This window comes from Parasphingomonas zepuensis (assembly GCF_036663735.1).
GTDB lineage: Bacteria > Pseudomonadota > Alphaproteobacteria > Sphingomonadales > Sphingomonadaceae > Sphingomonas.
Genome location: NZ_JAXOJO010000001.1, coordinates 604,811 through 617,620, shown reverse-complemented (window position 1 = coordinate 617,620; position 12,810 = coordinate 604,811). Strand labels below are relative to the sequence as shown.

The window sequence follows — 12,810 nt, the reverse complement described above, 5'->3', positions numbered from 1 at the left end:
GTTCACCCGAACGCCCCATGCATGAACCAGGCGAGGTCGCCTGTTTCAGGCCGCTCGCCATCGCCACGGCGGAACAGCCAGAAACGCTGGCCGGCTTCGTCCTCCACCCGGAAATAATCGCGCACCGAATGCTGTTCGCTCGCGCGCTTCCACCATTCGCCGAGCACGCGCTCGGGCCCGTCCGCGCACACCACCTTGTGCGTTATGCCGCGCCAGGTGAAGCGGCGCGGCGGCTGGTCGGGCAGCTCGGCGATGACGTGATCGAGCAGTTCGGGACGCCTGAGTAGCCGCGCTGGCCGCGGCCAGCGATGATGCCAGGGATGGAGATCGGGCGTGCGATCGAGCTGGCGGACGTCGCCCGGCTTGAGTGCGGCGGCGGCGCGTTCGGGCGGATCGAGCGGGGGCGCGGCCTCGACCGAGCGTTCGGGCACGTCGCTCTCCACCGGCCGGCTGCGCCAGAGCCGCGCGTCGCCGATGCGATTGGCCAAAGTATCGACCAAAGGCGCGATGTCGGGCGGGGTTTCCTCGAGCCGTTCCTCGATCGGCTGGGGAGCGAGCGGATCGGCGCGGCGGACATGCAGCGCCAGCGCGTCGATGCCGTATCCGGGCGCGATCTCCTCAATCCGACGGACGATCAGGCGCAGCAGATGCGCGGCATCGCGGCTCGGCCGGGCCAGCCCGATGCGCAGCCGCTGCGGCACACCGTCGATCCGGTCGGCGACCAGCTCGATCGCACGCGCCCCCATGCCGGCCTGCGCGAGCACGGTGACGAGTCGCGGCATCAGCAGCGCCAGCCAGTGCTGGATCGCCTCAGCCGTGGCGATCGGTTCGGCGAAGCGCTGGATGACGGCGAGAGGCTCGGGCGGAACGACCGGGTGGAGCGGCTCGCCGATCCGCCCGCCCGCCTGGTCGAGCCGGAGTACCAGCAGCTTGCCGAACCGACGCGCGAGCGGGGCGCGGGGCATGGCGCAAAGCTGTCCGATCGTCTCGACGCCAAGCCGCTTGAGCAGCTCGATCGCGCCGAGCTCGGCCCGCAACGCGGCGATCGGCAGGGGCGCGATGGCGGCATCCTGCGCCCCGGGCGGGCAGATCGTTATGCCATTTCGTGGCTGGTGACCGAAGCGCGCCAGCGCCCATGCCGCGCCCGTGGTATCCGCTATGGCGATCCGCGCCCGCACGCCCAGGCGCGCGAGCAGCCGCACGATCCGCCGCGCCATCCGCTCTTCGCCGCCGAACAGATGCGCGGTGCCGGTCAGCTCGATGAACAGCCCATCCTCGCCCGACAGCGCGACGATCGGCGACCAGCGCCGCGCGGCCGTGAGGGCAAGGCGTTCGAGATCTGCCAGGTCGCCCGCTGGATCGGCGGGGCGGATGTCGAGATCCGGCACCTGCGCCCGGGCCTGAGTCACCGCCATGCCGGCGCGGATGCCGAGCAGGTGCGCGGCATGGCTGGTCGCGGCGACGAGGTTTTTGCTCCCGTCCCGGATCGAGGTGATCAGTGGTGGCAGCTCGGCTGGAGGGCTGAGCAATGCAGGTCGCACGCCCGCAGCTCGGGCTGGGGGGCTGGAGTCATCCGGGCGCATGGCGCGAAACGGATGATCCGCGGCTTCGCTGCGTCTTCCGAGCTCCCGCATCGGCGGGCGCTGATGCGCCGGAAGCCTGGCGATCTCGGCTTCTATCTCGGCCTTGGCCCAGCGCGCGCCAGGGCGCCATCCGCCACCGCGCGGCACGGAGCATTGCAGGCGCTGCTCCTCCTGCGCGATCCGCCCCAATGGATCGAGCGAGGCCTTTGCGGTTTCAGGCGGCGCGGCGGTGCGTTCCGCCTGCCGCAACCGATCGATCGGCCAGTCGGGCAGGTAGAGCGAGGCGACCCGTTTCATCGCATGCCTCCATCATCCAGCTATGAGATTCGCCACCGCGCTGGCGGACCAGATCGATCCGCCAACGCGGGCAGCCGACGCCCTCGACCGGGAGCGGAGACGAAGGCGCGGCCGCGATCCGCCAGCGCGTGATCGCGGCTGACGGTACGGCAAGGGGATTGCCGCCCTCGCGCGCATGGCGCTTGAGCAGCAGGGCGATCGTCTTGCCGCCTTCGGCCGCCAGTTGCAGCCGGCGGGTATTGGGCATCGAGGCGCGCCGTACCTCGCCGATCACGGCGCCCAGGCCGCGGTGGCGCAGCCCTTCCTCCATCAGCGCGAGCAGCTCGGCATCGTCGCTTGCCTCGGCATAGAGGATGCGCTCGGGCGCGAGCCCCGACTGATAGAGGCCGGGCGCGAACAGGTCGCGCCGGCGCACCACCCACAGCACCGGGCCCCAGGCGCGGGCGGCTATGCCGGCCATGAACAGGGTGGCGGCGGCATCGTCGCCCATGCCCGGGCTGGCGGCGGCGATCTCGTGCAGCGCGCCCAGAGCGAGGCCGCCCGTCGCCAGCCGCGAATCGATCGGACCGATGCCGAACGGCAGCACGGGCCGACGGCGCAGCCCGTCCCCCTCGATCGCGCGCAGGGTTTCGCGTAAAGCGGATAAGGCGGCGGCAGAGGACAAACACACGACTCGCAAATGAGTATGTTCTTATTTTGTTCCTATCCCTGGCAGAGTCAATCAGCGATTGAATCGTCGCCGACGGACAGGCGTGGCAAATGCGCGCTCCTCCGCCCACAAATGCCCGCGCGACCTGCATTTTTGCACGTGACGCGGCACGGGCCAGCATAAGAGGCGTTTCTCGTGAAAACGACTGCCTCAGCCTTGAGTGACGCATCGCCGCCATCACCGGCCAGACCCTCGCCAAGTGCTTTGAAATTTTATAACAAGGATGCGAACGGCGAATCCGTGCGTTCGACAGAAGCGAACGCAACGACCTCGCACTGAATTGGAGAGACCATGGCAAGCGACATTCCGCGCGCCAATTTGCAACCCTTGTCGCTTTATGTGCCGGAGCCCAAGTTCCGCCCCGGCGATACGGTCGATTTCACCGAGGTGCCGATTCCCGCGGCCGGGGCGACCCGCCGCCCCGACACCGCCGATCGGGCGGATAGCTTCACTGATCTTGCCTATGAGCTGGTCCGGGTGCTCGACGATGAGGGCAATGCCGTCGGCCCTTGGAATCCCCGGCTCTCGCCCGATACGCTGCGGGCGATGCTGCGCAGCATGGCGCTGGTCCGCGCGTTCGACGAGCGCATGTTCCGCGCGCAGCGCCAGGGCAAGACGAGCTTCTACATGAAGTGCCTCGGCGAGGAGGCCGTCGCGGTTTCGGCGGTGTTCGCGCTCGATTATGAGGACATGTGTTTCCCCTCCTACCGCCAGCAGGGGCTGCTCATCGCGCGGGGCTGGAGCCTCGTCGACATGATGAACCAGATCTATTCGAACAAGGGCGATCGGCTGCAGGGCAAGCAGCTGCCGATCATGTATTCGGTCAAGGAAGCCGGTTTCTTCTCGATCTCGGGCAATCTCGCGACGCAATATCCGCAGGCAGTGGGCTGGGCGATGGCCTCGGCGGCGAAGGGCGATACCCGCATCGCCGCGACCTGGTGCGGCGAAGGCTCGACCGCGGAGGGCGATTTCCATTCGGCCTGCACCTTCGCCAGCGTGTACCGCGCGCCGGTGATCTTCAACGTGGTCAACAATCAATGGGCGATCTCGAGCTTTTCGGGCTTTGCCGGCGCGGAATCGACCACCTTCGCGGCGCGCGCGATCGGCTATGGCATTGCCGGCCTGCGCATCGACGGCAATGACGCGCTCGCCGTCTATGCCGCGACAGCCTGGGCGGCCGAGCGCGCCCGCACCAACCAGGGCCCGACCCTGATCGAGCATTTCACCTACCGCGCCGAAGGCCATTCGACCTCGGATGATCCCGGCCAGTATCGCTCGGCCGGCGAGCCGACCGCCTGGCCGCTCGGCGATCCGATCAAGAGGCTGAAGGATCATCTGATCCATATCGGCGAGTGGGACGAGGATCGCCACGCAGCGCAGGATCTGGCGCTCGCCGAAGAAGTGAAGCGCGCGCAGAAGGAAGCCGAGCAGAACGGCATCCTCGGCCACGGCCTCCATCAGCCGCTGGACACGCTGTTCGACGGCGTGTTCGAGGAGATGCCCTGGCACCTGAGGGAACAACAGGCACAGATGATGGCTGAAGAAACCGCCTCCGGCCGCCCCTGGGCGCGCAAGTCATGAGCGACATGATCGATCCCAGCGACGTCATCGCCCCCGAAGGCGGGCCGGACGGCACTGCCCGCATGAACATGATCCAGGCGATCAATTCGGCCATGGACGTAATGATGGGGCGCGATCCCGACGTGATCGTGATGGGCGAGGATGTCGGCTATTTCGGCGGCGTGTTCCGCGCGACGGCTGGGCTGCAGGCGAAATACGGCAAGACCCGCGTGTTCGATACGCCGATCACTGAATGCGGCATCATCGGCGTTGCGGTCGGCATGGGCGCGTACGGCCTGCGCCCGGTGCCGGAGATCCAGTTCGCCGATTACATCTATCCAGCGCTCGACCAGCTCGTCTCGGAGGCGGCGCGGTTGCGCTACCGCTCCGCCGGCGAGTTCACCTCGCCGATCACGGTGCGCTCGCCGTTCGGCGGCGGCATCTTCGGCGGCCAGACGCACAGCCAGAGCCCCGAGGGCATCTTCACTCATGTGTCGGGCGTGAAGACGGTGATCCCGTCGACGCCTTATGATGCCAAGGGCCTGCTGATCGCAGCGATCGAGGATAATGATCCGACGATCTTCTTCGAGCCCAAGCGCATCTATAACGGCCCGTTCGATGGCCATTGGGACAAGCCGACCAAGAACTGGTCGCAGCATCCCGCGGGCGATGTGCCGACCGGCTATTACAAGATCGAACTGGGCAAGGCGAAAGTGGTGCGCGCAGGCGAGGCGCTGACCGTGCTCGCCTACGGCACCATGGTGCATGTCTGTCTGGCGGTGATCGAGGAAGCCGGCGTCGATGCCGAGGTGATCGATCTGCGCACGCTGGTGCCCCTCGATATCGAAGCGATCGAGGCCTCAGTGAAGAAGACCGGGCGCTGCATGATCGTGCACGAGGCGACGCGCACCAGCGGCTTCGGCGCCGAGCTCTCCGCGCTCGTGCAGGAACGCTGCTTCTATCATCTCGAAGCGCCGATCGAGCGCGTGACCGGCTTCGACACCCCGTATCCGCACAGCCTCGAATGGGCCTATTTCCCGGGCCCGGTGCGGATCGGCGAAGCGCTGAAGAAAGTGATGAAGGACTGATTTCGATGGCTCTGCCCATTCCCGTTCGTGTCGAGCGAAGTCGAGACACCTGCGCGGCCCCCTGTTTCTCGACTTCGCTCGAAACGAACGGATTAGACTAATGGCACGCTTCACGTTCAAGCTTCCCGATATCGGCGAAGGCATTTCCGAGGCGGAGATCGTCGCGTGGCACGTCGCGGTCGGCGACCGGGTCGAGGAGGATCAGGGCATCGCCGACATGATGACCGACAAGGCGACGGTCGAGATGGAATCGCCGGTTGCCGGTACCGTGGTCGAACTGGCGGGCGAGGTCGGCGATCAGGTGTCGATCGGCGCGGCGCTGGTGGTGATCGAGACGGATGCGGTTGAAGAGGCGTCAGAAGAAACCAGGGCCGAGGAAGTCGAGGAACAGTTCGAGGCAGAGAATCCGGGAACGGAAGCGACCCTTTCTCCCGCTCCCCTTGTGGGAGAGGAGCGTCGGGTGAACTGCGCCCCGCGCAGTTCAGGTCATGCCGGGGGCATGACCGACCCGACGCTGGGCCCATCGCAAAGCGATGGGAAGGGTGAGGGGGACACGCGGAATGACGCTCTCGAACGTCACTCCCCCTCATCCGGCCCTTCGGGCCACCTTCTCCTCCAAGGGGAGAAGGAAAGGGGCGCCCAGGTCCTCGCCTCTCCAGCGGTCCGCGCCCGCGCGGCGGATCTCGGCATCGATCTCGCCTCTGTGAAATCGGACAGCGACCGCATCCGCCACGCCGATCTCGATGCGTTCCTCCGCTACGGCAGCGCCCAGGGCTATCACGCCCCGCACGTGTCGCGCGCGCGCCCCGACGAGGCAGTGAAGGTGATCGGCATGCGCCGCCGCATCGCCGAGAACATGGCGGCCTCGAAGCGGACCATCCCGCACTTCACCTATGTCGATGAGATCGACGTCACCGCGCTCGAGGAGATGCGCGCCGACCTCAACGACAATCGCGGCGGCCGCCCGAAGCTCACCCTGCTGCCGCTGCTGATCGTCGCGATCTGCCGCACCATCCCCGATTTCCCGATGATCAACGCGCGCTATGACGACGAAGCCGGCGTGGTGACGCGCCACGGCGCGGTGCATCTCGGCATGGCGACTCAGACGCCGGCGGGCCTGATGGTCCCGGTGATTCGCAATGCGCAGGACCTCAATGTCTGGCAGCTCGCCACCGAGATCGGCCGCCTCGCCGAGGCAGCGCGCACCGGCAAGGCGAAGAGCGAGGAACTGAGCGGCTCGACCCTAACCGTCACCTCGCTCGGGCCGCTCGGCGGCATCGCGACCACGCCGGTCATCAATCGCCCGGAGGTCGCGATCATTGGCCCGAACAAGATCGTCGAACGCCCGGTCTTCCGCGGCGACGACATCGTGCGCGCCAAGCTGATGAACCTGTCGATCAGCTGCGATCACCGCGTCGTCGATGGCTGGGATGCGGCAAGCTATGTCCAGGCGCTCAGGAAATATCTCGAGACGCCCGTCCTGCTCTTCGCGGATTGACCGCGGGCGCAGGGAGAGACCTCGCTTTTTTGGTTGCTCGCGGATATGGGGACGGCGACCAGCAGCGGGGGTGGGCAAGGTGAAGCGGATGAACGTCTCGATCGGCCGTAATCGGCATATCCGGATGTTCGGGAATCCAGCGGCGCCGATGCTGCCGTCCGCCGCCTGATGGCGAACCGCCTGATCCCGGGATCGATCGAGGCCCAGCAGCGCACGCTTACCATGGGCGTGGTGTTGACCCTGCCGGTGGCGATCGGCCTGTGGTTCTTCATTGATCGCTCGATGCCGCCGGTTCCGGGCATGGCGACTCAGACGGCGCGCGCGCTGTTCGCGCTGCATTGCATCGGCATCGCGACTTTGCTCGCGCTGCTGCCGGGGATTGAGGCAGTCGCGCATGAGCGGCTGGTGAGCCGGGCGATCGATCCGCTGGCGGGCGCCGAGTCGACGCGGATGAGAGTCAACCAGCGCTATGTGCAGAATACGATCGAACAGCTCTGGCTGTTCGCGCCGGGTCTGCTGATGCTCGCCGTCCAGGCGCGCGACGGTGCCTCGATGCGCGCGGTGGTGGCCTGCACCATCGTCTGGATCCTGGCGCGCTGGGCCTTCTGGATCGGCTATCATATCGGCCCGCGCTTCCGCTCGGCCGGGCTGGTCGGCATGGTGCAGAGCATGATGGTGCTGCTCTATTGCGTCGGGCGGTTCGGCTATCTGTGGCTCGGGGGATGGGGCGCAGCGGCGTTGATCGCGCCTTTTGCCGCCGCGGAATTCTACATCGTCTTCATGCTCCGCTGGGAAAGCTGGCGGGCGCAGGAACAGGCCTGACGCACGGCTGGCGCTCCTGGCTGAGCGCATTTTCGGCTCGCTGGAGTGGCGGGGGAAGAGTGCCGGGCGACATCATGATGCGCTCTGGTATTGCATGACTCGGCGGGCCTGTTCGTTGAGCTCGGTCCAGCGGGCGCGCATCGCCTCATATGCCTTCAGGTCGGCATTGTCGGTGAACCGCAAGACCTTGTCTCCTGCAAGCTTCAGGACCCGTCCGTTGAAGACGATGGTGCGTTCCTGCACCTTCCAGTGACGCCGGGCCAGGATGGTGCAGATCTCGCTGGCAAGACCAAGCCGCTTTGCGACGATGGCGCTGCCCGCCGCCTGATCGGACGCGGCGGCTGCGAACCGCTGGTCGAAATCCTGGATGAACCCGCGCTTGAATGTCGGCTGCACGGCGCTGGCCATCACATCGGCTCGGAATTGCGTGATGATCGCTGCTATGCGCGCATTATGCGAAGCGAAGGTGGGTCGGGCGCGGACGAATCGATCGCAATCGTTCACGAGATCGGGATTCCTGGAAAGCGCGCCTGCGTTCCCGATCGCATCGATACCCAGGCCATTGAGCAATCGCGCACGGTTCCTGTTTTCGATATTGGCAGCCTTGGCAAAGCGGATCGTCGCTCGTGACAGCACGCCGCGATCGGGATGCTCGGGCAGGACGAGGATGCCGTCGGCCCCCGTCTCCACTTCCGCCAGCATCGTCAGGTCATAAGCCAGTGCTGCATTGGCAGACCTGACCGACCAGACCGACGCCAGCAGTGCGACGATCCAGATGATGGCGAACGAGCCGACCCGCCAGACCGCCGTCGAGTGGCGAAGCGTGACGAGATAGGCGATTGCCCACAGGATGATGGCGGCGCCGGACGCAACCAGCAGGCCGGTCGTGAAACTGAGACTGCGCTCCGACTGCGCCTGGCTTACGGCGAGCGCCAGGACCACCAGGACGGCGATGCCGGTTGCCATCATCGGATAACCGTCCGGCCTGGTAAGCTTCTGCTCCCATTCCGGCATCGCGCCGACCAGTAGCTCTCCTTGCCCCATGCTCGCTTCCCCCCGGAGAGACGGGAGTGGCATGGCGATCCGGCGATCCGCAAGCGGAATTCAGGAACGGCCGCCGCCCGGGCCCGTCACGTCAGCTTAGGGTCGCCGCAACAGTGACACCGTGCCGTGCCCGCCATCGGCGCACACGCTGACCACGGCCCAGGTCCCGCTCGGCTTGTCCCACAATTCCTTCACTGCCTGGCTGAGATCGCGCGCGCCAGTCGCGGCGAAGGGATGGCCGATCGCCACGGATCCGCCGTTTGGGTTGACCCGGTCCCATGGGAACGGCCCGAAATCGAAATCGACGCCCGCCCGGTCGCGAGTCCAGCCCGGCTTCTCCAGCGCGGCGACATTGGCCAGCACCTGCGCCGAAAACGCCTCATGGATCTCCCACAGGGCGACATCCTCGTAGCGCAGCCCGTGCCGCGCGAGCAGCCGGGGAATGGCGAAGCTCGGCGCCATCAGCAACCCGTCCTGGGCGTGATCGACCGCCGCGATCTCGTGATCGACCAGCTCGGCATAGGGCGTAGCCTCTGGCAGCTTCTTCAACCCCGCCTCGGTCGCGACCCAGCAGGCCGCAGCACCGTCCGTGATCGGCGAGCTGTTGCCGGCGGTCAGCGTGCCCTTGCCGCTGGTCTTGTCGAACGCGAGCGGCAGGGTGGCGAGCTTCTCGGCCGAGGTATCGGCGCGCGGATTGGCGTCGCGCGTGATCTCGGGCAGCGGGATGACGAGATCGTCGAAGAAGCCGCTCTCCCACCCGGCAACCGCGCGCTGGTGGCTCTTCAGCGACCAGTCGTCCTGCGCCTCGCGCGAAATCTCCCAGATCTGCGCGGTTTCCTCCATATGGTCGCCCATCGTGCGGCCGGTGATCCGGTTGGCGAAGCCCTTGATCGGCAGGACGAGATCGTTCGGCGTCAGCGCCTGGAGCGCGGCCAGCGCAGCGGCGGGATCAGTGCGGAACAGCTTCACGATCCGTTTCGAGGCATCGAGTTTGAGCCCGATCGGCGGGTTGCTCATCACTTCGGAGCCGCCGACCAGCGCCAGATCCTTGTCGCCGCCGAGCATGCCGGCCGCAGCGAAGGCCGCGACCATCGAGGTCGAGCAGGCGAGGACCGCGGAAAAGGACGGCACCGTCGGATCGAGCCCCGCATCGAGCCAGATCTCGCGCCCGATATTGCTCCAGCCCAGGCTCGGGATCACCGTGCCCCACACGAACAAATCCGGCCGCGCCTTCGCCGCCATCGCCTGCGCGAGAGGGACTGCCAGCGTGATCGCGTCATGATCGGCGAGCGCCCCGCCGCCGCGCCCGAACGGCGTGCGCAGACCGGCGGCGATGTAGATGGGTTGGGCGAAACGTGGCTGCATGGCGATAGCCTTTCCTGTGTCGATGCCGAATCTGGTTGTGCGGACCGGTGCCCGCAAGGACGCCGCGGCAAAGAAGAATCATTAAACCGAGTAGTTGACAATCAACCATGCGGGTTACATGTTAAACCACATGGTTGAACGACTCGACATGACTTTCGCCGCCCTGGCCGATCCCACCCGCCGCGCGATGCTGGCCAGCCTCGCGGGGGGTGAGCGCAGCATCGGTGAGCTGGCCGCGCCGCACGCGATGAGCTTTGCCGGCGCCGCGAAGCACGTCCACGCGCTCGAGCGCGCCGGGCTGGTCGAGCGCCGCAAGGCCGGGCGGCAGCAGCTTTGCCGGCTCAGGGCGGAGCCGCTGCGCGAGGCCGAAGCGTGGCTGCGGCAATGGGAGCAATTCTGGACGGCGCGGCTCGATATGCTCGATGCCCTGCTCAAGGCGGAAAAGGATCGTGCCGAATGACTGCGCCCGTCATCCTCACCATCACCCGCGATTTCGATGCGACGCCCGAAGCAGTGTTCGACGCCTGGCTCGATCCGGCCACGGCGGGGAAATTCCTGTTCAGCACCTCCGATGGCACGATGCAGAAGGTGGAGATCGACGCCCGTGTGGGCGGTCGTGCACTCATCGTCGAGCGCCGCGCCTCGGGCGATGCGCATCATCATCTGCTTTATGAGGTGATCGATCGTCCGCATCGCCTCGTCTTCCTGTTCCGCGCCGATCCGGCGGAGGAGGGCGCGTGGACTCGCGTCTCGATCGCCATCGCGGCGAAGGGCGCCGGCGCGACGCTGACGCTCACCCACGAGATGGATCCGGAATGGGCCGCTTACGAAGAACAGACCCGCAAGGGCTGGACGATGATCCTCGCCTCGCTCGCTACCTTGTTGGAGACATGACCATGATCCCCATCGACCATCCCGCACCCGACACCATCCGCTTCGAGCGCATTCTCGATGCGCCGGTCGAGACGGTGTGGCGCTATCTGGTCGAACCCGATCTGCGCGCCCTGTGGTTTGCCGGCGGCGCGCTGGAGCCGCGCGAGGGTGGCGCGCTCGAGCTTGCCTTCGATCACGACAATCTCTCGTCGGATGCCGTGCCCTACCCCGAGAAATACGCGGCGCATAAGGGCGCGGTGGCGGTGGAGCGCGTGACGGCTTTCGAAGCGCCGCGCCTGGTCGCCTGGAGCTGGGACGGCGGCAAGGAAGGCGAAGCCCGGTTCGAGCTTTTCCCGCTGGGCGAGAAGACGCGGCTGGTGCTGACGCATAGCGGCATTTCCGGCCCGGCTGGTCTGGCCGATTTCGGCGGCGGCTGGCACGCGCATCTTGCGGTGCTTCAGGCGAAGCTGGCCGGCGGCACGGTGCGCGATTTCTGGGCGTTGCACCGGGAATCGGAAAAGACGGTCAAGGGAAAACTGGGCCAGGGCGCCTGACGAAAACGATCGCTATTCTACGTTCAGGAACGAAATCTGCTGCGATGCGCGCGCTCCGCCGTGCTCATCGCCAGACGACGGTGCCGCTTACCCGTTGTCCCGAAGACATTGTGAAGGGAGAAATTATCCGGAGTCGAGTTTACCTTTGCGTGAATTTGCCGGATAGGACCCGGACGGTCATATGACGATACCGATATTGGTAACGCGTGGGGATGTGGCCCTTAAGGGGTTTCGGATGGTTGCGTTGAGAGATGGGCTCGGCACTGTTGTCGGTGTCATTCGGGAATGCGCTGCTCCGTACGTTCCTGTTGTGACCATATCGCGCGAAGTGTCGGCTCGATGAGCGTCCCGGTTTTCGCGGCTTTATTGCTGTTCGGTGCACCGATGACGGCGGGCGGCATGCCGCCCGCCGCGATCTCCCTGCCGTTTGTCCAGGCCGCGGCGATCGAGGTGCCGCAGACGGCGCCCGTCGAACCGCCCGTGGCAACTGCCCAGACCGTCCCGGACTCCGCTCCCGCCCCGGACTCCGCTCCCGGCCAAGCCGAAGCGCCCGCCACGGTCCAGCCGGTCCCGAGTGCCGCCCCCCAACCGGACGATGGCCAGACCGTCGTCGTGACGGCGCGTCCCCGCGTCGTCCCCGGCGATCCGCTCCAGCAGGTCAATGCCGAATCCTTTGCCGTGACGCAGAAGGTCGACGAAGCCTTCGTCGGCCCGGTGGCGATGACCTACAAGCGCACCGTGCCCAAGCCGATCCGCAGCGGCCTGCGCAACTTCCTGAACAATCTGCGCGAGCCGGCGGTTTTCCTGAACTTCCTGCTCCAGCTCAAGCCCGGCAAGGCCATCGAGACGGTCGGCCGTTTCTCGATCAATAGCACGATCGGCATCGGCGGGCTGGTCGATGTCGCGAAACAGGAACCCTTCAACCTGCCGCGCCGCCCGAACGGCTTCGCCAACACGCTCGGCTATTATGGCGTGAAGCCGGGGCCCTTCCTGTTCCTGCCGTTGATCGGGCCGACCACGCTGCGCGATCTCATCGGCGGCGGGGTGGATCGTCTCATCCTGCCGGTCGCCGTGGGCGACCCTTTCACCAGCCCCTATTATTCGGTTCCGGTCGGCGTCGTCAGCGCCCTCGATTACCGCGCGGAATTCGATGAAGAGCTGAACAAGCTGCGCACCGATTACCCCGATCCCTATGCGGCGGCGCGCTCCTATTATCTCAATCGCCGCCAGGCCGAGATCGACGCGCTCCACGCCATGGGGCATGCGGCGCCCCGGCCGGGCATTCCGCTCGTGACGCCGGATCTGGTGCCGCTGAAGCAGCGGCCCCAGCCAGTGGAGCTGGCGCCCGAACCGGCCGCCCCCTTGCCCGAGCCGCCCGTGACCGCGCCGGATCAGCCCGCACCCCAGCCCTGACGGC

General features: G+C 66.7%; 12 protein-coding genes. 8 read left to right on the top strand and 4 right to left on the bottom strand.

Annotated elements, in window-relative coordinates; translation table 11 throughout:
- Positions 1-2: 2 nt before the first annotated feature.
- Together U1769_RS02975 and U1769_RS02970 are read right to left on the bottom strand one after the other, a co-directional pair.
- Positions 3-1,880 (bottom strand): Y-family DNA polymerase, encoded by a 1,878-nt coding sequence (locus U1769_RS02975; protein WP_332711714.1) that lies wholly within the window; start codon positions 1,878-1,880, stop codon positions 3-5.
- Positions 1,798-2,544, bottom strand: a complete 747-nt coding sequence (locus U1769_RS02970; protein WP_332713624.1) for an ImuA family protein — start codon at positions 2,542-2,544, stop codon at positions 1,798-1,800. Before U1769_RS02970 ends, U1769_RS02975 begins: the two co-directional genes overlap by 83 nt.
- Before the next feature lie 336 nt (positions 2,545-2,880).
- Between U1769_RS02970 and U1769_RS02965 the strand changes: the two genes are divergently transcribed.
- The 4 genes from U1769_RS02965 (at position 2,881) to U1769_RS02950 (ending at position 7,557) form a co-directional block, all read left to right on the top strand.
- Positions 2,881-4,170 (top strand): 3-methyl-2-oxobutanoate dehydrogenase (2-methylpropanoyl-transferring) subunit alpha, encoded by a 1,290-nt coding sequence (locus U1769_RS02965; RefSeq protein WP_332711711.1) that lies wholly within the window; start codon positions 2,881-2,883, stop codon positions 4,168-4,170.
- Positions 4,171-4,232: 62 nt separating this feature from the next.
- Complete coding sequence (locus U1769_RS02960; protein ID WP_332713622.1) at positions 4,233-5,237, top strand: alpha-ketoacid dehydrogenase subunit beta; 1,005 nt, start codon at positions 4,233-4,235, stop codon at positions 5,235-5,237.
- Between the two features lie 100 nt (positions 5,238-5,337).
- The gene (locus tag U1769_RS02955; RefSeq protein WP_332711708.1) at positions 5,338-6,735 is read left to right on the top strand and encodes a dihydrolipoamide acetyltransferase family protein; all 1,398 of its coding nucleotides are present in this window, start codon (positions 5,338-5,340) and stop codon (positions 6,733-6,735) included.
- A gap of 168 nt (positions 6,736-6,903) precedes the next feature.
- The gene (locus U1769_RS02950; RefSeq protein ID WP_332711705.1) at positions 6,904-7,557 is read left to right on the top strand and encodes an MAPEG family protein; all 654 of its coding nucleotides are present in this window, start codon (positions 6,904-6,906) and stop codon (positions 7,555-7,557) included.
- A gap of 72 nt (positions 7,558-7,629) precedes the next feature.
- Here U1769_RS02950 and U1769_RS02945 read toward each other — a convergent pair whose 3' ends face one another.
- A complete protein-coding gene (locus U1769_RS02945; RefSeq protein ID WP_332711702.1) occupies positions 7,630-8,601 on the bottom strand; it encodes a hypothetical protein in 972 nt (323 codons plus the stop codon).
- Positions 8,602-8,697: 96 nt separating this feature from the next.
- On the bottom strand, positions 8,698-9,966 hold the full coding sequence (locus U1769_RS02940) for a thiolase family protein (protein ID WP_332711700.1): 1,269 nt from the start codon (positions 9,964-9,966) through the stop codon (positions 8,698-8,700).
- Positions 9,967-10,114: 148 nt separating this feature from the next.
- Between U1769_RS02940 and U1769_RS02935 the strand changes: the two genes are divergently transcribed.
- The 4 genes from U1769_RS02935 to U1769_RS02920 all read left to right on the top strand — a co-directional run bounded on the left by U1769_RS02935 (position 10,115) and on the right by U1769_RS02920 (position 12,806).
- Positions 10,115-10,426: an ArsR/SmtB family transcription factor gene (locus U1769_RS02935; RefSeq protein ID WP_332711698.1), complete on the top strand. Its 312-nt coding sequence runs from the start codon at positions 10,115-10,117 to the stop codon at positions 10,424-10,426.
- Positions 10,423-10,860, top strand: a complete 438-nt coding sequence (locus tag U1769_RS02930) for an SRPBCC family protein (RefSeq protein WP_332711695.1) — start codon at positions 10,423-10,425, stop codon at positions 10,858-10,860. The genes U1769_RS02935 and U1769_RS02930 overlap by 4 nt, the downstream gene beginning before the upstream one ends.
- The gene (locus U1769_RS02925) at positions 10,857-11,393 is read left to right on the top strand and encodes an SRPBCC family protein (protein ID WP_332711692.1); all 537 of its coding nucleotides are present in this window, start codon (positions 10,857-10,859) and stop codon (positions 11,391-11,393) included. The genes U1769_RS02930 and U1769_RS02925 overlap by 4 nt, the downstream gene beginning before the upstream one ends.
- A gap of 339 nt (positions 11,394-11,732) precedes the next feature.
- Positions 11,733-12,806: an MlaA family lipoprotein gene (locus tag U1769_RS02920; RefSeq protein ID WP_332711689.1), complete on the top strand. Its 1,074-nt coding sequence runs from the start codon at positions 11,733-11,735 to the stop codon at positions 12,804-12,806.
- Positions 12,807-12,810 lie beyond the last annotated feature (4 nt).

Excerpts from the sequence above, each read along its gene's own strand:
- U1769_RS02975 (WP_332711714.1), bottom strand. The coding sequence starts at position 1,880 with ATGAAACGGGTCGCCTCGCTCTACCTGCCCGACTGGCCGATCGATCGG.
- U1769_RS02965 (WP_332711711.1), top strand. The coding sequence starts at position 2,881 with ATGGCAAGCGACATTCCGCGCGCCAATTTGCAACCCTTGTCGCTTTAT.
- U1769_RS02960 (WP_332713622.1), top strand. The coding sequence starts at position 4,233 with ATGAACATGATCCAGGCGATCAATTCGGCCATGGACGTAATGATGGGG.
- U1769_RS02955 (WP_332711708.1), top strand. The coding sequence starts at position 5,338 with ATGGCACGCTTCACGTTCAAGCTTCCCGATATCGGCGAAGGCATTTCC.
- U1769_RS02950 (WP_332711705.1), top strand. The coding sequence starts at position 6,904 with ATGGCGAACCGCCTGATCCCGGGATCGATCGAGGCCCAGCAGCGCACG.
- U1769_RS02945 (WP_332711702.1), bottom strand. The coding sequence starts at position 8,601 with ATGGGGCAAGGAGAGCTACTGGTCGGCGCGATGCCGGAATGGGAGCAG.
- U1769_RS02940 (WP_332711700.1), bottom strand. The coding sequence starts at position 9,966 with ATGCAGCCACGTTTCGCCCAACCCATCTACATCGCCGCCGGTCTGCGC.
- U1769_RS02935 (WP_332711698.1), top strand. The coding sequence starts at position 10,115 with ATGACTTTCGCCGCCCTGGCCGATCCCACCCGCCGCGCGATGCTGGCC.
- U1769_RS02930 (WP_332711695.1), top strand. The coding sequence starts at position 10,423 with ATGACTGCGCCCGTCATCCTCACCATCACCCGCGATTTCGATGCGACG.
- U1769_RS02925 (WP_332711692.1), top strand. The coding sequence starts at position 10,857 with ATGACCATGATCCCCATCGACCATCCCGCACCCGACACCATCCGCTTC.
- U1769_RS02920 (WP_332711689.1), top strand. The coding sequence starts at position 11,733 with ATGAGCGTCCCGGTTTTCGCGGCTTTATTGCTGTTCGGTGCACCGATG.